The organism is Pseudomonas sp. HN2 (assembly GCF_020736465.1).
Taxonomy (GTDB): Bacteria; Pseudomonadota; Gammaproteobacteria; order Pseudomonadales; family Pseudomonadaceae; genus Aquipseudomonas; species Aquipseudomonas moraviensis_A.
The window spans coordinates 5,712,619-5,734,771 of record NZ_CP085885.1; the positions used below are offsets into that span (position 1 = coordinate 5,712,619).

Annotated in this window: 18 protein-coding genes; 5 read left to right on the forward strand and 13 right to left on the reverse strand. The window is 62.2% G+C overall.

Features of this window, described 5'->3' with window-relative positions; genetic code table 11:
• Positions 1 to 81: 81 nt before the first annotated feature.
• Positions 82 to 1,137 carry a haloacid dehalogenase-like hydrolase gene (locus LIS66_RS25425; protein WP_227973257.1) on the reverse strand — a complete coding sequence of 352 codons (1,056 nt, stop codon included), beginning with the start codon at positions 1,135 to 1,137 and terminating at the stop codon, positions 82 to 84.
• Positions 1,138 to 1,376: 239 nt separating this feature from the next.
• On the opposite strand from LIS66_RS25425, the gene LIS66_RS25430 reads away from it, so the two are divergent.
• Positions 1,377 to 2,768 (forward strand): L-cystine transporter, encoded by a 1,392-nt coding sequence (locus LIS66_RS25430; RefSeq protein ID WP_227973258.1) that lies wholly within the window; start codon positions 1,377 to 1,379, stop codon positions 2,766 to 2,768.
• 90 nt (positions 2,769 to 2,858) lie between these two features.
• On the opposite strand, the gene LIS66_RS25435 is transcribed toward LIS66_RS25430, so the two are convergent.
• Positions 2,859 to 3,371: a dihydrofolate reductase gene (locus LIS66_RS25435; protein ID WP_227973259.1), complete on the reverse strand. Its 513-nt coding sequence runs from the start codon at positions 3,369 to 3,371 to the stop codon at positions 2,859 to 2,861.
• A gap of 85 nt (positions 3,372 to 3,456) precedes the next feature.
• Between LIS66_RS25435 and LIS66_RS25440 the strand changes: the two genes are divergently transcribed.
• Both LIS66_RS25440 and LIS66_RS25445 read left to right on the forward strand, forming a co-directional pair.
• Entirely contained in the window at positions 3,457 to 4,830 is a 1,374-nt protein-coding gene (locus LIS66_RS25440; RefSeq protein WP_042606534.1) for a DUF2868 domain-containing protein, read from the forward strand.
• On the forward strand, positions 4,823 to 6,208 hold the full coding sequence (locus LIS66_RS25445) for a GTPase/DUF3482 domain-containing protein (protein ID WP_227973260.1): 1,386 nt from the start codon (positions 4,823 to 4,825) through the stop codon (positions 6,206 to 6,208). The genes LIS66_RS25440 and LIS66_RS25445 overlap by 8 nt, the downstream gene beginning before the upstream one ends.
• Positions 6,209 to 6,381: 173 nt before the next feature.
• Here LIS66_RS25445 and LIS66_RS25450 read toward each other — a convergent pair whose 3' ends face one another.
• From LIS66_RS25450 to LIS66_RS25480, 7 genes are all read right to left on the reverse strand, one after another.
• Entirely contained in the window at positions 6,382 to 6,939 is a 558-nt protein-coding gene (locus LIS66_RS25450) for a phosphonate degradation HD-domain oxygenase (protein WP_227973261.1), read from the reverse strand.
• The gene (locus LIS66_RS25455; protein ID WP_227973262.1) at positions 6,936 to 8,069 is read right to left on the reverse strand and encodes a TIGR03364 family FAD-dependent oxidoreductase; all 1,134 of its coding nucleotides are present in this window, start codon (positions 8,067 to 8,069) and stop codon (positions 6,936 to 6,938) included. Before LIS66_RS25455 ends, LIS66_RS25450 begins: the two co-directional genes overlap by 4 nt.
• A gap of 165 nt (positions 8,070 to 8,234) precedes the next feature.
• The gene (locus LIS66_RS25460) at positions 8,235 to 9,260 is read right to left on the reverse strand and encodes a putative 2-aminoethylphosphonate ABC transporter substrate-binding protein (RefSeq protein WP_042606530.1); all 1,026 of its coding nucleotides are present in this window, start codon (positions 9,258 to 9,260) and stop codon (positions 8,235 to 8,237) included.
• A gap of 26 nt (positions 9,261 to 9,286) precedes the next feature.
• On the reverse strand, positions 9,287 to 11,011 hold the full coding sequence (locus LIS66_RS25465) for a putative 2-aminoethylphosphonate ABC transporter permease subunit (protein ID WP_227973263.1): 1,725 nt from the start codon (positions 11,009 to 11,011) through the stop codon (positions 9,287 to 9,289).
• A complete protein-coding gene (locus LIS66_RS25470) occupies positions 11,011 to 12,087 on the reverse strand; it encodes a putative 2-aminoethylphosphonate ABC transporter ATP-binding protein (RefSeq protein WP_227973264.1) in 1,077 nt (358 codons plus the stop codon). Before LIS66_RS25470 ends, LIS66_RS25465 begins: the two co-directional genes overlap by 1 nt.
• Positions 12,088 to 12,280: 193 nt before the next feature.
• Complete coding sequence (locus LIS66_RS25475) at positions 12,281 to 13,144, reverse strand: LysR family transcriptional regulator (RefSeq protein ID WP_042606690.1); 864 nt, start codon at positions 13,142 to 13,144, stop codon at positions 12,281 to 12,283.
• 15 nt (positions 13,145 to 13,159) lie between these two features.
• Positions 13,160 to 15,412: a heavy metal translocating P-type ATPase gene (locus LIS66_RS25480; RefSeq protein WP_227973266.1), complete on the reverse strand. Its 2,253-nt coding sequence runs from the start codon at positions 15,410 to 15,412 to the stop codon at positions 13,160 to 13,162.
• Between the two features lie 84 nt (positions 15,413 to 15,496).
• Between LIS66_RS25480 and cadR the strand changes: the two genes are divergently transcribed.
• Positions 15,497 to 15,946: a Cd(II)/Pb(II)-responsive transcriptional regulator gene (cadR, locus tag LIS66_RS25485; protein ID WP_227973267.1), complete on the forward strand. Its 450-nt coding sequence runs from the start codon at positions 15,497 to 15,499 to the stop codon at positions 15,944 to 15,946.
• Positions 15,947 to 16,065: 119 nt separating this feature from the next.
• Here the strand turns inward: cadR and LIS66_RS25490 are convergent, their stop codons facing one another.
• From LIS66_RS25490 to LIS66_RS25500, 3 genes are all read right to left on the reverse strand, one after another.
• Positions 16,066 to 17,037, reverse strand: coding sequence for a thymidylate synthase (locus tag LIS66_RS25490; protein WP_042606525.1), 972 nt, complete (start codon positions 17,035 to 17,037; stop codon positions 16,066 to 16,068).
• 50 nt (positions 17,038 to 17,087) lie between these two features.
• The gene (gene lgt / locus LIS66_RS25495; protein ID WP_016772683.1) at positions 17,088 to 17,903 is read right to left on the reverse strand and encodes a prolipoprotein diacylglyceryl transferase; all 816 of its coding nucleotides are present in this window, start codon (positions 17,901 to 17,903) and stop codon (positions 17,088 to 17,090) included.
• A 79-nt stretch (positions 17,904 to 17,982) separates the two neighbouring features.
• Entirely contained in the window at positions 17,983 to 18,765 is a 783-nt protein-coding gene (locus LIS66_RS25500; protein WP_042606524.1) for a sulfite exporter TauE/SafE family protein, read from the reverse strand.
• Between the two features lie 130 nt (positions 18,766 to 18,895).
• Here LIS66_RS25500 and LIS66_RS25505 point away from each other — a divergent pair, with 130 nt between their 5' ends.
• A complete protein-coding gene (locus LIS66_RS25505; protein ID WP_227973268.1) occupies positions 18,896 to 19,642 on the forward strand; it encodes an NRDE family protein in 747 nt (248 codons plus the stop codon).
• A gap of 230 nt (positions 19,643 to 19,872) precedes the next feature.
• Here the strand turns inward: LIS66_RS25505 and ptsP are convergent, their stop codons facing one another.
• Positions 19,873 to 22,152: a phosphoenolpyruvate--protein phosphotransferase gene (gene ptsP / locus LIS66_RS25510; protein WP_227973269.1), complete on the reverse strand. Its 2,280-nt coding sequence runs from the start codon at positions 22,150 to 22,152 to the stop codon at positions 19,873 to 19,875.
• Between the last annotated feature and the right edge of the window lies 1 nt (position 22,153).

Below are 22,153 nucleotides of genomic sequence, written 5' to 3' on the forward strand. Positions count from 1 at the left end.
GTTCCCACGCTCTGCGTGGGAACGATCAAAAACAAGATCAAAAGATCGCAGCCTTCGGCAGCTCCTACATGTGATCGTGGCTTACTGGATTTCTTCAGGTTTGACGACCACCCAGTTCTTGTCCGCCGTCACCGGCAATCCTTCCTTGGCCTGCGCCGCTGCGTGTTTGGCCATCATGCCGTTGATCTGCGCCATGTACTTGTCCTTGCGGTTGATCCACAAGTGGATGCCGCCCTTGGCCACGTCGACATCATGGAACAGCATGTAACCGTCGCTGGTCGGGGTATCGCCGCCAACCAGTACCGGTTTTTTCCATTCGTCGATGTAGGTGAGGATCGCTGCGTGCTTGCCGGCCATCCAGGTTGCCGGAGTCCACAGGTACGGAGTCAGTTCGAGGCCGAGGTTGGCCTTCTCGTCATATTTGCCGGCGGTGATCTGCTTGCGCGCGGTGGTCAGCTCGCCAGTCTTCTGATCCTTGAGCAGCAGTGAAACGCCAATGACGTTCTGCGGTTTGACGTTGTAGCCGTACTTGGGATCCGCCGCGACCATGCGCACCAGTTCCTCGGAGGCGGCGGTCATCACGTAGACCTCGATGCCATTCTCCATCAGCTTGTTGTACAGCTCCTGCTGACCGGTGAAGATCTTCGGCGGATTGACGTCCAGCTGCTTCACCACATCGCCTTCGTAATACGTCGCAGGCACCGGTTTGCCCGACGCCATCAACTCGTCGACATAGCCCTTGAGTTCCTTGAGGGTGAAGCCAGAAAACACCTGCGCCACCCACGGGTAGCAGACCATGTCGTCGACTTCACAGAGCCGGTAGTAATAACTGAACAGACTCTCCTTGTGCTCGGCGGTGTCCTTGAACGGCATCAGTTTCAGGGAGGGGTCGAGCTTGTCGCGGGTGATCAGGCCCTTGTTTTCCATGAACGGCAACAAAGACTCTTCGAGGTCGTAGCGGTAACTGGTGTTGTCCATGTCGAACACCGCGTAGTTACCCTTGTTGGCGTTGGCGGCGATCATCGCGTCGAGCGCCTTGGCCTGATCTGCCGGCCAATGCTTGAGCTCCGTGGCGTAAGCCTGACCAGTCAGGCCCGCCGCCAATGCCACAGCCAACAACGTGCGTGCAATTCTCATAGCGCTACTCCCCGATCCAAAGAGTTCGACGCTAACAAATAAGTGTGACAACCCTGGCCTGTCAGCGACCGCGTACGTCCCCTGCGCGTCAGCTGCATTGCCGACAGCGACACGCGCTTATTCCAAAAACGACGGACACCCTGCCATTTCGGTATTAAATCATTGCAAATCAAGCTGTTAGGCTTGCCGGTTCGCAGCAGCCCCGGATGGCTGTTGGCACAGTCTTTTCTGGAGTCCTCATGAATCTACCGCTGATTCTCAACCTGCTGGTGTTCCTCGCCCTGCTCTTCGGTCTGGCGCAAACCCGCCACACGACCTGGAGCCTGGCGAAAAAAGTCCTGCTTGCACTGGTCCTCGGCGTGGCGTTCGGCGTCGCCCTGCACACGATCTACGGTGCCGGCAACCCGGTACTGAAAGCCTCGATCGGCTGGTTCGATCTGGTCGGCAACGGCTACGTGCAGCTGCTGCAGATGATCGTGATCCCGCTGGTGTTCGCTTCGATCCTCAGCGCCGTGGCCCGTCTGCACAACGCTTCGTCGCTGGGCAAGATCAGTTTCCTGACCATCGGCACGCTGCTGTTCACCACCGCCATCGCGGCGCTGATCGGCATCGGCCTGACCAACCTGTTCGGCCTCACCGCTGAAGGTCTGGTCGCCGGCACTCAGGAAATGGCGCGCCTGCAAACCATTCAGAACGACTACGCCGGCAAGGTCGCCGACCTGAATGTGCCGCAGTTGCTGCTGTCGTTCATCCCGCAGAACCCGTTCGCCGACCTGGCCCGGGCCAAGCCGACCTCGATCATCAGTGTGGTGATTTTTGCCGCGTTCCTCGGGGTGGCTGCGCTGCAACTGCTCAAGGACGACGTCGAGAAAGGTCAGAGAGTGATCAACGCCATCGACACCCTGCAAGCCTGGGTGATGCGTCTGGTGCGTCTGGTGATGAAGCTGACCCCGTACGGTGTGCTGGCGCTGATGACCAAAGTGGTCGCCGGTTCCAACCTGCAGGACATCATCAAACTCGGCAGTTTCGTGGTGGTCTCGTATATCGGCCTGGGTCTGATGTTCGTGGTGCACGGCGTGCTGGTTTCGGCCGCCGGGATCAACCCGTTGCGCTTCTTCCGCAAGATCTGGCCGGTGCTGACGTTCGCCTTCACCAGCCGCTCCAGCGCTGCGACCATTCCGCTGAGCATCGAAGCGCAGACCCGTCGTCTGGGCATTCCGTCGTCGGTCGCCAGTTTCGCCGCATCGTTCGGCGCAACCATCGGCCAGAACGGTTGCGCCGGCCTCTATCCGGCGATGCTGGCGGTGATGGTCGCGCCAACGGTCGGCATCAACCCGCTGGATCCGCTGTGGATCGCGACGCTGGTGGCGATTGTCACGTTGAGTTCGGCCGGTGTCGCTGGGGTTGGTGGCGGTGCGACGTTCGCCGCCCTGATCGTGCTGCCGGCGATGGGCCTGCCGGTGTCGCTGGTGGCATTGCTGATTTCGGTCGAGCCGTTGATCGACATGGGCCGCACGGCGTTGAACGTGAGTGGTTCGATCACCGCTGGGGCGATTACCAGCCAAGTCATGCAGCAGACGGATAAAGCGCTGCTGGATGCGGATGAGCACGCAGAGTTGGCCCAGGCTTAAGTAGCGCCTGACAGACCGCTATCGCGAGCAGGCTCACTCCTACATTTGGAATGCGTTCCCCTGTAGGAGTGAGCCTGCTCGCGATGCTTTTTAGGCTTTCTCCCAGACTTCGAAGCTGTACGCGGGTTTATCACCCTCTGCCGGATTCGGCACATCCGACACCAGCTTCCACTCGTTCAGATCAAACTCCGGAAACCACGCATCCCCTTGCGGGCTCAGCGCCACGCGGGTCAGGTACAGACGATCGGCCTGCGCCAGCCCTTGCGCGTACAACTGCGCGCCGCCAATCAGCATCAGTTCATCAACGCCCTGGGCTTTCGCCCATTCCTCGGCGCGCGCCACGGCGGCTTCCAGCGACGGGTAGACCTCGGCGCCTTCGAGCTGCAGATCCGGCTGACGGCTGACCACGATATTCAAGCGACCAGGCAACGGCCGACCGAGCGAATCCCAGGTCTTGCGGCCCATGATGATCGGCTTGCCGAGCGTGGTCGCCTTGAAGTATTTGAAGTCCCCCGGCAGGTGCCAGGGCATGCTGTTGTCGACGCCGATCACACGGTTTTCACCGAGGGCTGCGATCAGGCTGAGGGGGAGTGATTTAGTCATGGCGGCGAGGATACCAGAGCCGCGCTTACCCCGATAAGCGCCACAGCGGTTATGCTCAGCGCTCGATTTAGCGACGGGACGCCGCGTGACTGAACTGACTCCACTGCAAAACCTCTGGCTCACCGAAACCATCCGCCTGCGCGAAGAACACGCGGGGCCGCTGGATGATCTGGAAGCCAATCGTCTGGCCCGCGCCGCTGGCGGCGACCTGCCGAGCCGCATTCAGCGCCGGGCGTTATGGCTGGCCGAGCGTGACGGACTGACTGCCGCCCTCAAGCATTGGCTGCAAGGCGCGCGCCTGGCGCTAGTGCTGTTGATGATTTTCGCCGTGCTCAGCGGCGCCGGTCTGGCTTTCGCCGCGCTCGGGCAGACGCCAGTGAATGTGTTCTGGGCGCTGGGCAGTCTGCTCGGGATCAATCTGCTTCTGCTGTTGAGCTGGGCGCTGGGCTTGATCTTCGCTGGCGAACACGGCGCCAGCCTTGGGCGCTTGTGGCTGTGGCTGAGTGAAAAATTCGCTCGCGACGCCAAAGCCGCGCAACTGGCGCCCGCCCTGCTGTTGCTGCTGCAACGCAAGAAACTCAATCGCTGGGCACTCGGCGCGCTGGTCAATGGCCTGTGGCTGCTGGCGATGCTCAGCGCGCTGATTTTGCTGCTGACACTGATGGCCACCCGGCGTTACGGCTTTGTCTGGGAAACCACCCTCCTCGGCGCCGACACCTTTATCCACGTGACCCAGGCCCTCGGCTATCTGCCGTCGCTGCTGGGCTTTAACGTGCCCACGGAGGAGATGATTCGCGCCAGCGGCGATGGCGCACTGGATATTGAAAGCGCTCGACAGGCCTGGGCGACGTGGCTGGTCGGTGTGCTGGTGGTCTACGGCGTGCTGCCGCGCCTGCTGCTCGCGCTGTTCTGCCTGTGGCGGTGGAACAGCGGCAAAGCCGCGCTGCGCCTGGATTTGAACCTGCCCGGCTACGCGCATTTGCGCGAACGGCTGATGCCGACCAGCGAGCGCCTCGGCGTCAACGACCGGGAGCCGGCGCAACTGCATCGCGTCGAAAGCAACGTCGGCGAGCTCGTCAGTGAAGGCGCGCTGCTGGTAGCGATCGAGTTGGACGAACAGCGCCCATGGCCACCGGCGCTGCCGAAAAATGTCAGCAATGCCGGCGTCCTCGACAGTCGCGAATCGCGGCACAAACTGCTCGAGCAACTCAGTCGCTTCCCACCGGCGCGGCTGGCGATCGCCTGCGATCCGCGACGCTCGCCGGATCGCGGCAGCCTCGCGCTGATCGCCGAACTGGCACGCAATGCCGGCGCCACCCGCATCTGGCTGCTGCAAGCGCCGCCCGGCGAAGCGCTGGATGGCCAACGTCTGGGCGACTGGCACGCTGCGCTGCAACAGCTGGAACTGCCGTTCGCCGATTGCGCGCCGATGAACTGGCTGGAGAGCGGACATGACTGATGCACGCAAAGCCCCGTTGAAACTCGCGGTGGTCGGCCACACCAACGTCGGCAAGACCTCGCTGCTGCGCACACTGACCCGCGATGTCGGCTTCGGCGAAGTCTCGCACCGGCCGAGCACCACCCGGCACGTCGAAGGCGCGCGCTTGTCGGTGGACGGCGAGCCGTTGCTCGATCTGTACGATACGCCAGGGCTGGAAGATGCCATCGCCCTGCTGGATTTTCTCGAACGTCTGGAACGTCCCGGCGAACGCCTCGACGGCCCGGCGCGGCTGGCGCGGTTTCTCGACGGCAGCGAGGCGCGCCAGCGTTTTGAACAGGAAGCCAAGGTGCTGCGGCAATTGCTCGCCTCGGACGCCGGTCTGTATGTGATCGATGCCCGCGAACCGGTGCTGGCGAAATATCGCGACGAGCTGGAAGTGCTCGCCAGTTGCGGCAAACCGCTGCTGCCGGTGCTGAATTTCGTCAGCAGCGCCAACCATCGCGAGCCTGATTGGCGCGAAGCACTGGCGCGGCTGGGACTGCACGCGCTGGTACGGTTCGACAGCGTCGCACCGCCCGAGGATGGTGAACGCCGACTGTATGAAAGCCTCGCCCTGCTGCTGGAAAATGCACGGCCGCAACTGGAGCGGTTGATCGCCGATCAACAGGCCCAGCGCCGAGCTCGTCAGCACAGTGCCGCGCGCTTGATTGCCGAATTGTTGATCGATTGCGCGGCGTGCCGGCGCAGTGTGGTCAGCGAGCCTGAACAGGAACAGCAGGCCGTCAGCGAATTGCGCAAAACCGTGCGCCAGCGCGAGCAGAAGTGCGTTGAGGCGCTGCTCAAGCTCTACGCGTTTCGCCCGCAGGACGCGGCGGCCAGTGACTTGCCGTTGCTCGACGGGCGCTGGGGTGATGACCTGTTCAACCCGGAAACCCTGAAGCAGCTCGGCGTGCGCGTCGGCGGCGGCATTGCTGCCGGTGCAGCGGCCGGGGCTGGCGTGGATTTGTTGGTCGGCGGCATTACCCTCGGCGCAGCAGCACTGGCCGGGGCGATTGCCGGTGGCGCACTGCAAACCGCGCGCAGTTACGGCAGTCGTTTGCTCGGCAGGCTCAAAGGCCAGCGGGAATTGACGGTGGATGACGCCGTGCTGCGCTTGTTGGCGTTGCGTCAGCGGCAATTGGTGTTGGCGCTGGATCAGCGCGGGCATGCGGCGATGGACAGCATTCAGGTGGCCACGCCTGTGGATAAGACCTGGCGCGAGGGCAAGCTGCCCGAAGCCTTGAGCAAGGCCCGGGCGCATCCGCAGTGGTCATCGTTGAACCCGCATGCGAAGTTGAATCAGGGGGAAAGGCAGGAGCAGGTTGAGGCGTTGGTTGATCGGGTGCTTGAGCTTTAGATCGCTACCCCCTCACCCCAGCCCTCTCCCCCAAGGGGGCGAGGGGGAAAGGGAGCCGATCTGCATGCTTTTCAAACCTGAGTTCGACTGGATATCTCAGGTCGACGCATGACCAGAGAACGACTCGGTCAGCTCCCTGTCCCTCCGGGAGAGGGCTGGGGTGAGGGCGACAATCACTCAGCCGACAACAAAACCTCAGCCTTGCGCTTGAGTATCGCCAGATCCATCACCGGCACCGCCCTCTCCTTCGCCAACTCATCCCAGCGCCGTATGCGCAGACTCAGCGCACACAACGGATCAGCCGCAAACGCATCTGCCTCAGCCTCGCTCATCACCCCGCCCTGATATTCCAGCGTGCGCCGACTCGCCTCACTCAACTGCGCGTAATACCCCGGCTCACGCAACGTCAGATAACGCTTGGCCTGCACGTGATACTCCACCAGCCGCGCCAGCCGCTCGCTGAAACCCGCCTCACGCAGATAATCCGCACCGAGCCGTTCATGGCTGACCACGCCATAACCGCCCATGTTGTCCGCGCCCTCGGCACATAGATGGCCGATGTCATGGAAAAACGCCGCGAGCACCACTTCATCATCACAGCCCTCGGCCATCGCCAACTCGGCGGCCTGGGACATGTGCTCGAGCTGCGACACCGGCTCGCCGATGTAATCGCTGGCACCGAAGCGTTCATACAGGCCAAACACCCGGGCGATCACCTGCTCGTGATTCATGCCTCCTCCAGCAACTGCGCGATGTTGCGCTCGGCCAGCGCCGGGCCGACGCTCATGCCGACGCCGGTGTGCATCAGCGCCACGCTCAAACCCGGCGCCGGGCGCAGGAACGAGAACGGGCCGGGGCCGCGAGCGCCATAGACGCCCTGCCAGCGTTCGACCACTTGCAGCCGGCAGCCCAGGGTCTGCTCGGCGAGTTCCAGCATCCAGTCGTCAATCTGCTCGGCATTGAACGGTGAAGCGTCGCTGCCGTAGTGATGTGAGTCGCCGATGATCAGTTCGCCATAGGGTGTCGGGCTGATCAGCAGGTGGATGCCGTTGGCGTGCAGGTGCGGTTGTTCACGGAGGATCTGTGCCTGCACCGCCGCGGCTTCCGGCAAATCGGCGAAGGCGCCGTAGTGCACGCAGCTCAGACCGGTGAGCACGGCGTGTTGCAGATTGAAATCGATCTGCGGTTTGGCCCGGAGCATTTGCAAGCGGCAGACTTGCGGCTCAAGCGCGGCAATCGGCTCGGCGAGCAGGGTCTGATAATCATGGCCGGAGCAGACGATGATCTGCTTCGCGGTAAAACTGCCGGCGGTGCTGTGCAGATGTCCCGGCTCAACATCGCGCACCAGGGTGGAAAAGTGAAACTCGACGCCGAGGTCGCGGCGCAGGTAGTCGATCAGTGCCGGGATGGCTTCGCGCGAGTACAGCTGTTGATCGTCAATGCCGTGCAGTGCAGCGCGGTGATGGCTGAACTGGCCGCCATAAAGATCACCCAACGCGGTTGCGCGAAGCAGTTCGACGTTGTAGCCGTGCTCGATCGCGCGCCCGGCGCAGAACGCTTCGAGCAGGTGTTCTTCGGCTTCGCTGCGGGCGAACAGATAGGAGCCGTTGCGCTTGATCTGCAGTCCGGCGAGTTGCGCCCAGTCGCCCCAGATTTCGCGGCTGGCCTTGGCCAGTGCGAGCATGGTGCCGGGTGGCTGACCGGTGACCAGTGCCTGGCCGAAATTGCGCACCGAAGCGCCGAGGGGCGTAGCGGTGCGTTCGAATACCGCGACCTCGAGACCGCGTTTGGCAGCGGCGTAAGCGTGGGACAGGCCGAGGATGCCGGCGCCGACGATGAGCAGGTCTTTGGGTTGTGTCATAGAGTCAATCCCGCTTTTGTGGCGAGGGAGCTTGCTCCCGCTCGGCTGCGCAGCAGTCGCAACTTCCGCAGATGTGGAGTGCCTGACACTACTCATTTGCAGAATTTGGCACCGCTTCGCGCTCCAGCGGGAGCAAGCTCCCTCGCCACAGGATGTGTGGGTCAGTTATTTCGCGACAACCTTCTCGGACTTGCCGTCATACCGCTTGCGCCATTCAGCCAGGATCTCGTCGCGATTCTTCGAGGCCCAGGCAAAGTCGTTCTTGATCAGGCGCTGCTCATAATCGGCTGGCAATTCGGTCTGCGGCTTGGCAATCCCCGGCTGTGCAAGAACAGCGAAGTTCTCTTTGTACAAGTCCATCGCCTCGGCGCTGGCGGAGAAGTCGGCGAGTTTCTTCGCCGCTTCTTCATGCGGGGTGCCTTTGATCACCGCTGTCGCCTCGATCTCCCAGCCCAGACCCTCCTTCGGCAGGATGATGTCCAGCGGCGCGCCCTGGCGTTTCAACTGCACGGCAGGGTATTCAAAGGAAATCCCGATCGGGAACTCCCCCGCCGCTGCCAGTTTGCAAGGCTTGGAACCGGAGTGAACGTACTGGCCGATGTTCTGGTGCAAGCCATCCATGTAGGCCCAGCCCTGCTTTTCGCCGAAGGTTTGCAGCCAGGCGCTGACGTCGAGGAAACCGGTGCCGGACGACGCCGGATTGGGCATGACGATCTTGCCCTTGTACTCAGGCTTGGTCAGGTCCTGCCAACTCACGGGTTTGCTCAGCCCCTGCTTTTCGGCTTCGACGGTGTTGAAGCAAATGGTCGCCGCCCACACGTCCATACCGACCCAGGCCGGCGGGTTGGCGGCGTCGCGGTAGTTCGCGCCGATCTTGCCGAGATCCTTCGGCGCATAGCTTTGCAGCATGCCTTGCTGATCGAGGATCGCCAGGCTCGACGCCGCCAGCCCCCACACCGCATCCGCCTGCGGCCGGGCTTTTTCGGCGAGCAGTTTGGCGGTGATGATCCCGGTGGAATCGCGCACCCATTTGATCTCGACGTCCGGGTTAGCCTTTTCGAAGGCTTCCTTGTAGGACTTCAACTGTTCGGCTTCGAGGGCGGTGTACACCGTCAACTCGGTTTTCGCCGCGAAGGCATTCAGGCTGAAAGTCGCGAGCACAGCAGCGGCCAGGGCCATAGGCTTGAACATGAGCGTTTTCCTGTAGGTGAGTTGAATCAGTGACCGGGGGCGGTTTGCCGCCAGGCCTGGGAACGGCGCAACAGGCCGCGCGAAGCCCACGCCAGCAGCAAGGACACGCCCGCCGAGGTGAACAGAATCAGGGTCGACATCGCTGCAGCGCCGCCGACGTTGCCGGCGTCGTCCATGTTCAGCACTGCGACCGCCGCGAGGATGGTGTCGGGGCTGTAGAGGAAGATCGCAGCGGAAACCGTGGTCATCGCCGAGACGAACAGGTAGCGCACGATGTCCAGCAGCGCCGGCAGGCAGATCGGCACGGTCACGCGCAGGTAATGCCGGTACAGCGGCGCCTTGAGCGACAGCGCCGCCGCTTCGAACTCGGCGTCGAGCTGGCGCAGCGCGGTGGTCGCGGTCATTTGTGCGGTGGTCAGATAGTGCGCAATGGTGCAGACGATCAGCAGCGTCATCGTCCCGTAGAGCACGTGCAGCGGATTGCCGCTGAGGTTGAAGAAGAAGACATAACCCAGGCCAAGCACCAGCCCAGGCACGGCCATCGGCACGAAACTGAGCAGGCGCAACGTCAGGTTGAGGCCGCGCTGGGTGCGGGTTTTCTCCATCAGGTAAGCGCCAGTGAAGATCAGCACGCTGCCAATCACCGCCGTGCCCAACGCCATCTTCAAGCTGTTGCTGTAGGCGAGCCAGCCACCGCCGGCGGTCTCGTTGAACTGATAGTGGTTGAGCGACAGCGACAGGTTGTATGGCCAGAACTTCACCAGCGACGAAAACACCGCCATGCCGAACACCAGCAGCAGCGCGGCGCAGATCAGCACGACAATCGCCAGATAGCAGCCATCGCGCAGCTTGGACGGCAGCGGCTTGAACACCTGCGCCCGTCCGCTCATCGAGTCGCCTTGGCGGCGACGCAGCCAGGCATCGACGCCGAAACTGAACAGCGCCGGCAGCAACAGCACCATGCCGATCAACGCGCCGCGACCGAATTGCTGCTGGCCGACCACCGCTTTGTAGGCCTCCAGCGCCAGCACTTGATAGTCGCCACCGACCACCACCGGCACACCGAAATCGGTGATGGTCAGGGTGAACACCAGACAGAACGCCGCAAACACCGCCTGCCGGGTCGCCGGCCAGGTGATGCTGCGAAACGCCTTGGCCGGACTGGCGCCCATACTCGACGCGGCATCGAAAAGGCGCGCATCGGCCAGCGACAATGCCGAGAGCAGAATCATCAGCGCATGGGGGAAGGTATAAATCACCTCACCCAGCACAATGCCCCAGAACCCGTAGATGTTGTCCGAGAGCAGCCCACGCAGCATGCCCTGGTTGCCGAACAGATAGACCAGCGCAATCCCCGGCAGCATCGACGGCGCCATCAGCGGCAGCAGGGAAATCCCGCGCCAGATGCCTTTGCCAGGAATCAGCGTGCGTTGCAGCGCGTAGGCAAACAGGTAGGCCAGCGGTACCACGATGGCGGCGACGCTGAGGGAAACTTTCAGGCTGTTGCCGAGCAGCCAGTGGAAATTCTCGCTGGTCACCAACTCCTTAGCCGCGAGCCAGCCACCGCCCTGCCCGGCGTCATTGCTGAAACCGCGCCAGAAGATCGCCAGCAAGGGCAGCAGCACTGCAAAGCCGAGCAACATCAGCAGGAGGATTTTCCCGCCGACCACGAACAGGCGATCACCGATTTCGGCTTTCGAGGACTGTCGCACCTGCTTGTGCGGTAGCGGCAGCGCGAGATTGCTGTTCATCAGGCAAACACCTGAAGGCTACGCGGCGGCAAGGCAACCATGATCTGCTGCGCGCCGAGACGCGGCATCGCTTCCGGGGCAATTTCGGCGAGCAGTGGGTGGCCCGGAAGCTGATCAAGTTCAAAGCTCATCCGGCAGCGATTGCCGAGGAAAGTGATCTCGCGAACCTTGGCCGGGAACAGGTTTTCTTCATGCACCAGCGGATTGACATTGATCGCCTCCGGGCGGCAGAACAGTCGACCCGAGGCGCTGTGCACGCTGCCATCGGCCAAGCGCAGATTCATCCCCCCGACCTTGGCGTGGCTGTCGCTGCTTCGCTGGAACGGCAACCAGTTGCCCTGGCCGACAAACTCGGCCACGAACGGCGTGGCCGGGCGGTCGTAGATTTCCTGCGGGGTGGCGTACTGCTCGACGCGACCGTTGTTCATCACCGCGATGCGGTCGGCCATCAACATCGCTTCGTCCTGATTGTGCGTGACCATCAGGGTGGTAATGCCGAGGTTGCGTTGCAACTGGCGCAGCTCGGTGCACAGATGCTCGCGAACCCGAGCGTCGAGGGCCGACATCGGTTCATCGAGCAATAATAGCGACGGGGCCGGCGCCAGGGCCCGAGCCAGCGCTACTCGCTGTTGCTGACCGCCGGACAATTGGCCGGGGTACTTTTTCTCACTTCCGGTGAGGCCGACCAGTTCCAGCATCTGACCGACGCGACGGCGCACTTCATCGCGCCCGCTGCCGGCGAGGCCGTAGGCAATGTTCGCCTCGACGGTCAGATTGGGGAACAGTGCGTAGGACTGGAACAGAATGCCGTAGTCGCGAGCTTGCGGGGCGAGGTGCGAGACGTCGCGCTCACCCAGATACAGCTCGCCGCTGTCCTGCTTCTCCAGCCCGGCGATGCAGCGCAGCAGCGTGGTCTTGCCACAGCCCGACGGGCCGAGCAGACACACCAGTTCACCGGCGGCGACATCGAGGGAAACGTTATCCAGCGCAGTGAACGCGCCGAAACGCTTGTGCACGCCGCGCACTTTCATCGGCGCACCGGGGTGGGTCAGGGCAGTTGCGATGGCAGGATTCATGGACAGACCTCATCAAGCAGATGGGGCCAATCCTAGAGTTGTAATGCGTCCGTCATGTGGCAGCGAGGCAAAAACGGCTGATAGTGGTATTCGGGGATTTTGGTTGGAAGTCAAAAGATCGCAGCCTTCGGCAGCTCCTACATTGGAATGCGTCCACCTGTAGGAGCTGCCGAAGGCTGCGATCTTTTGATCTTCAGGCCGGGGACATTTCCTGTGCGAGTCCCAAAAAAGCCGCCGGCAACCGCGCGCCCTTCCTCTCTTTGAGGCAGTACAGATATTCCGGGATCTGCGGTGCATTCTCGATGGTCAGCACGCGCAGCTGCGGATCATGCGGCACTTCCTGACGCGCAATGATGCTGATGCCGATATTGCGCAGCACGGCTTCACGAATCGACTCGCGGCTGCCGATCTCCAGCAGCGGCCCGAAGCTGACCCCGGCGCTGGCGAGCAACTCTTCGGTCAAGCGCCGCGTGGTTGAACCCGACTCCCGCATCAACAGCGTATGTCCGGCCAGTGCACTCAACGTCACATGCGCTTGCGCCGCCAACGGATGATTGCGATGCACCGCCAGCACCAACGGATCGGTGCCGAGCACCCGGCGAATCAATCGCGCATCGTCGAGCAACTGTGACGACGCCGCGACATCCACGCGGTAATCCTCCAGTGCTTCCAGCACTTGCTGCGAGTTGCCGATTTCCACCGACACTTCCACCTGTGGCAAACGCTCGCGGAAGGTCTTTACCAGATCGAGAATGTAATACGGCGCAGTCGCCGCGATGCGCAAGGTGCCCTGCACCTGGCCGCTGTTACGCAAAAAGAACTCGATGTCGGCCTCTTGCTGCAACAGGGTTTTGACCATTGGCAGCAAGCGCGCGCCTTCGTCGCTGACGCTCAGGCGTCGACCGCCGCGATAAAACAGCTCCACCGAATACTGACTTTCCAGGTTACGGATCTGCGTGGTCACGGTCGGTTGACTGAGGCCGAGTTTTTTCGCCGCCAGCGTGATACTGCCCAGGCGGGCGACCATGTAGAACGCTTTCAGCTCGGCACTCAGCACAACCATTCCTCATCGTTATTTACGCAACAGGCGCAACCCGTTGAACACCACCAGCAGGCTCACGCCCATATCGGCGAACACCGCCATCCACATGGTGGCGAGCCCGGCGAAGGTTACCGCAAGAAAGATCGCCTTGATCACCAGCGCCAGCGCGATGTTCTGTTTCAGGATGCTCGCGGTATTGCGAGACAGGTTGATGAACGCGGGGATCTTGCGCAGATCGTCGTCCATCAGGGCGACATCGGCAGTTTCGATCGCCGTGTCGGTGCCGGCGGCCATGGCGAAACCGATCTCGGCGCGGGCCAGTGCCGGCGCGTCATTGATGCCGTCGCCGACCATGCCGACGCGATGGCCCTGCTTGTACAGGTCTTCGATGGCCTGCAGTTTGTCGATCGGCAGCAAGTCGCCTCTGGCTTCATCGATGCCGACTTGTGCAGCAATCGCTTGGGCGGTGTGGACGTTGTCGCCAGTGAGCATCAGGGTTTTCACACCGAGTTCATGCAACTGACGAATCGCTTCGCGGCTGGTTTCCTTGACCGTGTCGGCCACGGCAAACAACGCCAGCGGGCCAGAACTGTCGAGCAGCAGCACCACGGATTTGCCCTGTTTCTCCAGCGCGAAGAGTTTTTCCTCCAATTGCGGCGAGCACAGACCGAGTTCCTCGACCAGACGATGGTTGCCCAGGTGATAGGTCTGGCCATTGATATCGCCTTTGACGCCACGCCCAGCCAGCGCTTCGAAGTTATCCACAGCGGGCGCCGCGGAATCTTTATCCACAGCAGCGTTGGCAATGGCCAGCGATACCGGATGATCGGAGCGTCCGGCCAACGCTGCGGCGATGGCGGGTGCAGTTTGCTCGGCGGTTGACTCCAGGCACAAGTAATCGGTCTGCACCGGTTTGCCATGGGTGATCGTGCCGGTTTTATCCAGCGCCAGATAATCGAGCTTGAAGCCGCCCTCCAGATACACGCCGCCCTTGACCAGAATGCCTTTGCGCGCCGCCGCTGCGAGGCCGCTGACGATGGTCACCGGGGTGGAAATAACCAGTGCGCACGGGCAGGCCACCACCAGCAGCACCAGCGCACGGTAGATCCAGTCGAACCACGCCGCACCCATGAACAGCGGCGGAATCACCGCCACGGCCAAAGCGAAGACGAACACTGCCGGGGTGTAGATTTTCGAGAATTGATCAACGAAACGCTGGGTCGGCGCCCGTGCGCCTTGCGCCTGTTCGACAGCGTGGATGATCCGTGCGAGTGTCGAGTTGTTCGCCGCAGCGGTCACCGTATATTCCAGCGAACCGGCCTGGTTGATGGTGCCAGCGAAGACTTTGTCACCGACGGTTTTTTCCACCGGCAGGCTTTCCCCGGTGATCGGCGCCTGATCTATGGTCGAGCTGCCGCTGACCACCGCGCCGTCCAACGCGATGCGTTCGCCCGGTTTTACCCGCACGCGGGCGCCGAGTTCGACGCTTTTTACCTCTTGTTCGAGCCAATTGCCGTCGGCCTGCAATACCGTGGCTTGCTCAGGGGTCATCTGCATCAAGCCGCTGATCGCATTGCGCGCGCGATCCAGCGAGCGTGCTTCAATCAGCTCGGCGACGGTGAAGAGGAACATCACCATCGCCGCTTCCGGCCACTGGCCGATGAGGATGGCACCGGTTACGGCGATGCTCATCAGCGCATTGATGTTGAGGTTGAGGTTCTTCAGGGCGATCCAGCCCTTTTTGTAGGTGCCGAGGCCGCCACTGAGAATCGACACCAGCGCAACGATCGCCACCACCCAATCGGGTGCGGCGCTGGTGAAGTGAATGACTTCGGCGCCCAGTGCGGTAAGGCCGGACAGCGCCAGCGGCCACCAGAGTTTTTTCACGGGTGCCGGAGCCTGTGCGTCGACGCCCGCCTCCAGCGGCTCGGCGTGCATGCCGAGGGATTTGATCGCTTCGGTGATGGGCTCGGTGCCCGGCAGATTGTGGGTCACGCCAAGTACGCGGTTGATCAGGTTGAATTGCAGCTGCTGCACCCCGGCCAGTTTGCCCAGCTTGTTCTGGATCAGCGTCTGCTCGGTCGGGCAATCCATCGCCTCGATGCGGAAACTGCTCAGGCGCGCATCGGCGCTGGTCTTTTCGCTCAGTTGCACCAACACAGGCGCTGCGGCTTTCGACCCGCAGCAGGAATCGCCACCGTGGTCATGTTTGTGCACGGGCTGCAATTTATGACTGTGATCGTGGCTGTCGCCGGGCTTGTGGGTGTGCAGGGAATCGCTCATTGGTCGCGTCCATGAAGGTGCCTGTTGCCAAGTAAAGACCCTGTAGCCACTATAGGGTCAAGCACCCATTTGGAGATGGCCGTCATGAAGATCGGCGAACTGGCGAAACTCACCGACTGCGCCGTGGAAACCATCCGCTACTACGAGCGCGAAAATCTCCTGCCGGAACCGGCGCGCAGCGACGGCAATTACCGTGTCTACACCCAGGCCCACGCCGAGCGCCTGACGTTCATCCGCAACTGCCGCATCCTCGACATGACCCTCGAAGAAATCCGCAGCCTGCTCGCCCTGCGCGACAGCCCGCAGGATCAGTGCGAGAGCGTCAATGCGCTGATCGACGAACACATCCAGCATGTGAAGGCGCGGATTGACGGATTGCTGGCCTTGCAGGCACAACTGCTCGACCTGCGCCAACGCTGTGGCGAAGGCCCGGAGGCAGATCAATGCGGGATCTTGCAGCGGCTGGAAGTGAGTGGCGGGGTTGTTGCAACGGAGGTTGAGCATTCCCACGTAGGCCGTAGCCACGGCCATTGAGCACACCACAAAAGCAAATGTAGGAGCTGCCGAAGGCTGCGATCTTTTGATCTTGTAAACAGCCAGATCAAAAGATCGCAGCCTTCGGCAGCTCCTACAGAGGGGTCCTGCGTTGTGGTTCAGACCGCCATCGGCGCGGTCATTGGCGGATGGTGCTCGTAGCCTTCCAGCGAGAAGTCGCTCGGCTCGACCAGTTCCAGCCACTCCGGTTGATACACACCGGTCTTGGCAAACTCCGGCACGCGGTCGGAGATCTTCAGTTTCGGCATGGCAAACGGCTCGCGCTTGAGCTGTTCGTTGAGCATGTCCAAGTGGTTTTCGTAGACGTGGGCATCACCGATGAAATAGGTGAACCAGCGCGGCGTGTAACCGGTCAGGCGGCCGATCAGGCTCAGCAGTGCGGCGCCTTCGGTGAGGTTGAACGGCGTACCCAGACCCAGATCGTTGGAGCGGATGTACAGGGTCAGCGAGATCTCTTTGGTCTCGACGTTCGGGTGGAACTGGTACAGCAGATGGCACGGCGGCAGGGCCATTTCATCGAGCTGGGCGACGTTCCAGCCGTGGAACAGGATGCGCCGGCTGCCCGGATCCTTGATGATCGTGTCGACGCACTGGCGCACCTGATCGATCGCCTTGTACAGCACGACGTAAGCCTGGCCGTCTTCTTCGCCCTGAGCGATCTGCTTGTAGCCGTTGCTCAAGGTTTGCTCGATGGCGGCGGTGTTGCTCAGCGGGATCTGCTTGTAAGCCGGCCACTTGCGCCATTGCACGCCATAGATTTCGCCGAGGTCGTCGTCGCCCTGACGGAACGGGTTGGCCAGCCACTGCGCGTTTTCGTTGGCGTTCTGGTCCCAGACCTTGCAGCCCAGCGCGCGGAATTCAGCGGCGTTGTTCACGCCACGCAGAAAACCGCACATCTCGCCGATGGCCGATTTGAAGGCCATTTTGCGCGTGGTGATCGCCGGAAAACCTTCCTGCAGATCGAAACGCAGCATCGCCCCCGGAAAACTGATGGTGTTGATGCCGGTGCGGTTGGCCTGTTTGCTGCCGTTCTGGATGACGTGCGAGACCAGTTCGAGATATTGCTTCATGAGTTACCTGTGTCCTTTGAGCCCCGGCGTCGCGCGCCGGGGTTCGTAGTTTAAGCCGTCGGCGCGAGCGGCGCTGCCGGGGCGCGACGATAGGCCAGCCAGATCAGCAACAGCCCGCCGACAATCATCGGCACGCAGAGCACCTGGCCCATGGTCAGCCAGTTCCACGCCAGATAGCCCAGCTGTGCATCCGGCACGCGGACGAACTCGACGATGAAACGGAAGATGCCATAGAACAGCGCGAACATGCCGGAGACGGCCATGGTCGGGCGCGGTTTGCGCGAGAAAATCCACAGGATCAGGAACAGCGCCACGCCTTCGAGGGCGAACTGATACAGCTGCGATGGATGGCGCGGCAACTGCGCCGGATCGCTGAACGGCGGGAACACCATGGCCCATGGCACGTCGGTGGCCTTGCCCCACAGCTCGGCATTGATGAAGTTGCCGATGCGCCCGGCGCCCAGACCGATCGGCACCATCGGCGCGACGAAGTCCATCAACTGGAAGAACGACTTGCCATTGCGCTTGCCGAACCACAAGGCCGCGAGCATCACGCCGATGAATCCGCCGTGGAACGACATGCCGCCCTTCCACACTTCGAAAATCAGCGTCGGATTGGCCAGGTACGCGCTCAGGTCGTAGAACAGCACGTAACCCAGACGGCCGCCGACGATCACGCCCATCGATAGCCAGAACACCAGATCGGAGAGTTTCTCCTTGGTCCAGGTCGGGTCGAAGCGGTTGAGCCGGCGCGACGCCAACAGCCACGCGCCGCCGATGCCGATCAGGTACATCAGACCGTACCAGTGGATTTTCAGCGGACCGATGGCCAGGGCCACCGGGTCGATCTGCGGGTAAGGCAGCATTGCGACTCCTTGTTAGAGTTGAAAGCGAAATTCCCGGGTGACGCTGTCACCTCAGGATTAAGCCAGGATTGCCACGCGGTCAGAGCAGAAAGCTCAAACCCACGCAGAACAGCAAAGCGGCGAACAGCCTTTTCAGCAAGCGCGGCGACAACCTGTGCGCCAGACGCGCGCCGAGCCGGGCGAATACCATGCTGGTCAGGGCGATGCCCAACAATGCCGGCAAATACACAAAACCGAGACTATGGGCCGGCAGCAACGGATCGTGCCACCCCAGAATCATGAAACTTGACGCACTCGCCAAAGCGATCGGCAGGCCACAGGCCGACGAGGTCGCCACGGCCTGCTGCATCGGCACGCTGCGCCAGGTCAGAAACGGCACGGTCAGCGAGCCGCCGCCAATACCGAAAATCGCCGAGGCCCAGCCAATCACCGTACCGGCCGCAGTCAGACCGAGCTTGCCCGGCACCGTTCGGCTGGCCTTGGGTTTGACGTCGAGCGCCAATTGCACGGCGATCACCAGAGCAAACACGCCGATGATCTTTTGCAGGTTCGGCCCCGAGATCGCTTCCGCGGTCAGCGCACCGAAACCGGCACCGAGCAGAATGCCCACGGTCATCCAGCGGAAAATCGCCCAACGTACCGCGCCACGGCGGTGATGTTCACGCACGGCGTTGATCGAGGTGAAGATGATCGTCGCCAGCGACGTACCCACCGCCAGATGCGTGAGAATCGACTGATCGAAGCCTTGCAGGGTAAAGCTGAACACCAGCACCGGGACGATGATGATCCCGCCGCCGACGCCAAACAGCCCGGCGAGCACGCCCGCGCAGGCGCCGAGCGCCAGGTAGAGCAGAAATTCCATGACCGTCTCCAGCACGCGTCGGCAAAACAGGACCGGCATGGTAACGGATGCGCAGCCTTCTGCTCCACTGGCGATGGATGCACGGACGCCGGATGCGTAGAGTGGGCAAAAAACACACAAGGACCACCTTATGTGCCTGATTGTTTTCGCCTGGCGCCCGGGCCATGCCCAGCCGCTGATCGTCGCGGCCAACCGCGACGAGTTCTACGCCCGCCCCAGCCTGCCATTGGCGCCATGGCCGGAGGCGCCGCAGGTGCATGCCGGGCGCGATCTTGAGGCCGGCGGCACCTGGCTGGGGATCGGCGCCAACGGACGCTTCGCCGCACTGACCAATATTCGCGACCCGCAGCAGCCGCCCGCGACCAAATCCCGGGGCGAGCTGGTGGCATGCTTTCTCACGGGTGATCTTTCTATTGATGATTATTTGAGCGATGTAGTGGACCGTGCGGCGGAGTACGCCGGGTTCAACCTGCTGCTGGGCAATACCCATGAGCTTTGGCATTTCAATGCACGGGCGTCCGAGCCGGTGATGCTCCAGCCCGGGGTTTATGGGCTATCCAATGCCGGGCTGGACACGCCGTGGCCAAAACTGCTCAAGGCCAGGGCGGCGTTGAGCGCAGTGCTGGACGATCCGCAGCCTGAACGATTGCTGGCGTTGTTGAGCGATGCGCAGCCCGCACCAGAGGCCGAGTTGCCGGATACCGGGGTGGGCATGGCGACGGAGTCATTGTTGTCGAGCGTGTTTATTGCCAGCCAGAGTTACGGCACGCGGGCGAGTACGGCGTTGGTTGTGCAGGCGGACGGGACGCGGCGAATGGTGGAGCGCAGTTTTGGGCCGTATGGCGGGCATCTAGGGGAAGTTGAGGTTTGTGTCTAACAGCAGCCCCTCACCCCAGCCCTCTCCCGGAGGGAGAGGGGGCTGACCGAGGTGTCTTGCGGTATACATCGACCTGAAAGAACAAGTCGATTATGGATTCAGCAAAGCACTTTCAGGTCGAGTCGATTGTGGATTCAGCAAAGCTCTTTCAGGTCGACGGAGTTCTGCAGCATCCCCCGATCAGTCCCCTCTCCCTCCGGAAGAGGGCTAGGGTGAGGGGCCTTTGATCTTTAGAGAGCCTTGTTCACCACAGGCGAATTCATTTTCGCCAATCCGAGATTCTTCAGCGCCAATTGCAGCGAGCTGTGGATAACTTGCGGGTTATCGATCTTCATCAGCTCCGCCAGCATCTCCTGTGCCTTGCTCAGGTTCACCTGGCGCAACATCCACTTCACCTTCGGCAGGTTGGTGGCGTTCATCGACAGGCTGTCGAAGCCCATCGCCATCAACAGCACTGCTGCCGCCGGATCACCGGCCATCTCGCCGCAGATGCTCACCGGTTTGCCTTCGGCGTGCGCATCGGTGACCACGGTTTGCAGGGCTTGCAGCACTGCCGGGTGCAGGTAGTCGTAGAGGTCGGCGACGCGCGGGTTGTTGCGATCGACCGCCAGCAGATACTGGGTCAAATCGTTGGAGCCGACCGAGAGGAAGTCGACCATCCGCGCCAGTTCCTTGGTCTGGTACACCGCTGCCGGGATTTCGATCATCACGCCGATCGGCGGCATCGGCACGTCGGTGCCTTCGTCGCGCACCTCGCCCCAGGCACGGTGGATCAGGTGCAGGGCTTCTTCGAGTTCGTGGGTGCCGGAGATCATCGGCAGCAGAATCCGCAGGTTGTTCAGGCCTTCACTGGCCTTGAGCATCGCGCGGGTCTGCACCAGGAAGATTTCCGGGTGGTCAAGGGTGACGCGAATACCGCGCCAGCCGAGGAACGGGTTGTCTTCCTTGATCGGGAAGTACGACAGCGACTTGTCACCGCCGATGTCGAGGCTGCGCATGGTCACCGGTTGCGGGTGGAACGCGGCGAGCTGTTCGCGGTAGATCGCCAGCTGTTCCTTCTCGCTCGGGAAGCGCTGGTTGATCATGAACGGCACTTCGGTGCGGTACAGACCGACTCCCTCGGCGCCGCGCTTCTGCGCCCGCGCCACATCGGCGAGCAGGCCGGTGTTGACCCACAGCGGCATGCGGTGACCATCGAGGGTCACGCACGGCAGGTCGCGCAGGGTGTCGAGGCCCAGCGCCAGTTGTTTCTCTTCTTCGACGACTTCGGCGAACTGCTTGCGCAGCACTTCGCTGGGGTTGGTGTAGACCTCGCCTCGGGTGCCGTCGACGATCATTTCGATGCCGTCGACCTTGGCGTACGGCAGGTCGACCAGACCCATGACGGTCGGAATGCCCATGGCCCGGGCCAGAATCGCAACGTGGGAGTTACCCGAACCGAGTACCGACACCAGGCCGACCAGCGTGCCTTCCGGCACCTCGCCGAGCATCGCCGGCGTCAGTTCTTCGCTGACCAGGATGGTTTTTTCCGGGTAGACCAGGTTCTGCTGGCGCTCTTCCTGCAGATAGGCGAGCAGACGGCGACCAAGGTCTTTGACGTCCGACGCACGCTCACGCAGGTAAGCGTCGTCCATCAATTCGAAGCGGTTGACGTGTTCCGTGACCACCTGACGCAGCGCGCCCTGGGCCCATTGGCCAGTCTTGATCACGGTGGTGATTTCGCTGCCCAGCGAGGCATCGTCGAGCATCATCAGGTAGACGTCGAACAGCGCGCGCTCTTCCGGGCGCAGCTGGGTCGCCAGTTTGGCGGACAACGCGCGCATGTCGGCGCGCACGCCTTCGATGGCGGTCTTGAACAGCGCCAGCTCAGCGTTGATGTCGGTGATGGCCTTGTCCGGCACCACGTCCAGGTCGGCCGGCGGCAGCATGACCACTGCGGTACCGACAGCAGCACCCGGCGAGCCCGGCACGCCGACGAACTTGGCTTCCTGAATGCCCTTGCCCTGACGGCCCAGGCCACGGATCGAACCGGTGGCCTCGGCATGGGCGATAACGCCGGCGAGCTGCGCGCTCATGGTCACGAGGAAGGCTTCTTCACCTTCGTCGAATTGGCGGCGCTCTTTCTGCTGGATGACCAACACGCCGACGACGCGGCGGTGGTGAATGATCGGTGCGCCGAGGAACGAGGCATAACGCTCTTCACCGGTCTCGGCGAAGTAGCGATAGCGCGGGTGAACCGAGGCGTTTTCGAGGTTCAGGGGTTCTTCACGCGTGCCGACCAGACCGACCAGACCCTCGTTGGGGGCCATGCTGACCTTGCCGATCGAGCGCTTGTTCAAGCCCTCGGTGGCCATCAGGACGAAGCGATTGGTTTCCGGGTCAAGCAGGTAGACCGAGCAGACCTGGCTGCCCATGGCCTCTTTGACGCGCAACACAATAATCCCCAACGCCGCCTTGAGATCCTTGGCGGAGTTAACTTCCTGGACGATCTTGCGCAGCGTATTGAGCATG

Coding starts and splice junctions, on each gene's coding strand:
- LIS66_RS25425 (WP_227973257.1), bottom strand. CDS start 1,137: ATGAGAATTGCACGCACGTTGTTGGCTGTGGCATTGGCGGCGGGCCTG.
- LIS66_RS25430 (WP_227973258.1), top strand. CDS start 1,377: ATGAATCTACCGCTGATTCTCAACCTGCTGGTGTTCCTCGCCCTGCTC.
- LIS66_RS25435 (WP_227973259.1), bottom strand. CDS start 3,371: ATGACTAAATCACTCCCCCTCAGCCTGATCGCAGCCCTCGGTGAAAAC.
- LIS66_RS25445 (WP_227973260.1), top strand. CDS start 4,823: ATGACTGATGCACGCAAAGCCCCGTTGAAACTCGCGGTGGTCGGCCAC.
- LIS66_RS25450 (WP_227973261.1), bottom strand. CDS start 6,939: ATGAATCACGAGCAGGTGATCGCCCGGGTGTTTGGCCTGTATGAACGC.
- LIS66_RS25455 (WP_227973262.1), bottom strand. CDS start 8,069: ATGACACAACCCAAAGACCTGCTCATCGTCGGCGCCGGCATCCTCGGC.
- LIS66_RS25460 (WP_042606530.1), bottom strand. CDS start 9,260: ATGTTCAAGCCTATGGCCCTGGCCGCTGCTGTGCTCGCGACTTTCAGC.
- LIS66_RS25465 (WP_227973263.1), bottom strand. CDS start 11,011: ATGAACAGCAATCTCGCGCTGCCGCTACCGCACAAGCAGGTGCGACAG.
- LIS66_RS25470 (WP_227973264.1), bottom strand. CDS start 12,087: ATGAATCCTGCCATCGCAACTGCCCTGACCCACCCCGGTGCGCCGATG.
- LIS66_RS25480 (WP_227973266.1), bottom strand. CDS start 15,412: ATGAGCGATTCCCTGCACACCCACAAGCCCGGCGACAGCCACGATCAC.
- cadR (WP_227973267.1), top strand. CDS start 15,497: ATGAAGATCGGCGAACTGGCGAAACTCACCGACTGCGCCGTGGAAACC.
- LIS66_RS25490 (WP_042606525.1), bottom strand. CDS start 17,037: ATGAAGCAATATCTCGAACTGGTCTCGCACGTCATCCAGAACGGCAGC.
- lgt (WP_016772683.1), bottom strand. CDS start 17,903: ATGCTGCCTTACCCGCAGATCGACCCGGTGGCCCTGGCCATCGGTCCG.
- LIS66_RS25500 (WP_042606524.1), bottom strand. CDS start 18,765: ATGGAATTTCTGCTCTACCTGGCGCTCGGCGCCTGCGCGGGCGTGCTC.
- LIS66_RS25505 (WP_227973268.1), top strand. CDS start 18,896: ATGTGCCTGATTGTTTTCGCCTGGCGCCCGGGCCATGCCCAGCCGCTG.
- ptsP (WP_227973269.1), bottom strand. CDS start 22,152: ATGCTCAATACGCTGCGCAAGATCGTCCAGGAAGTTAACTCCGCCAAG.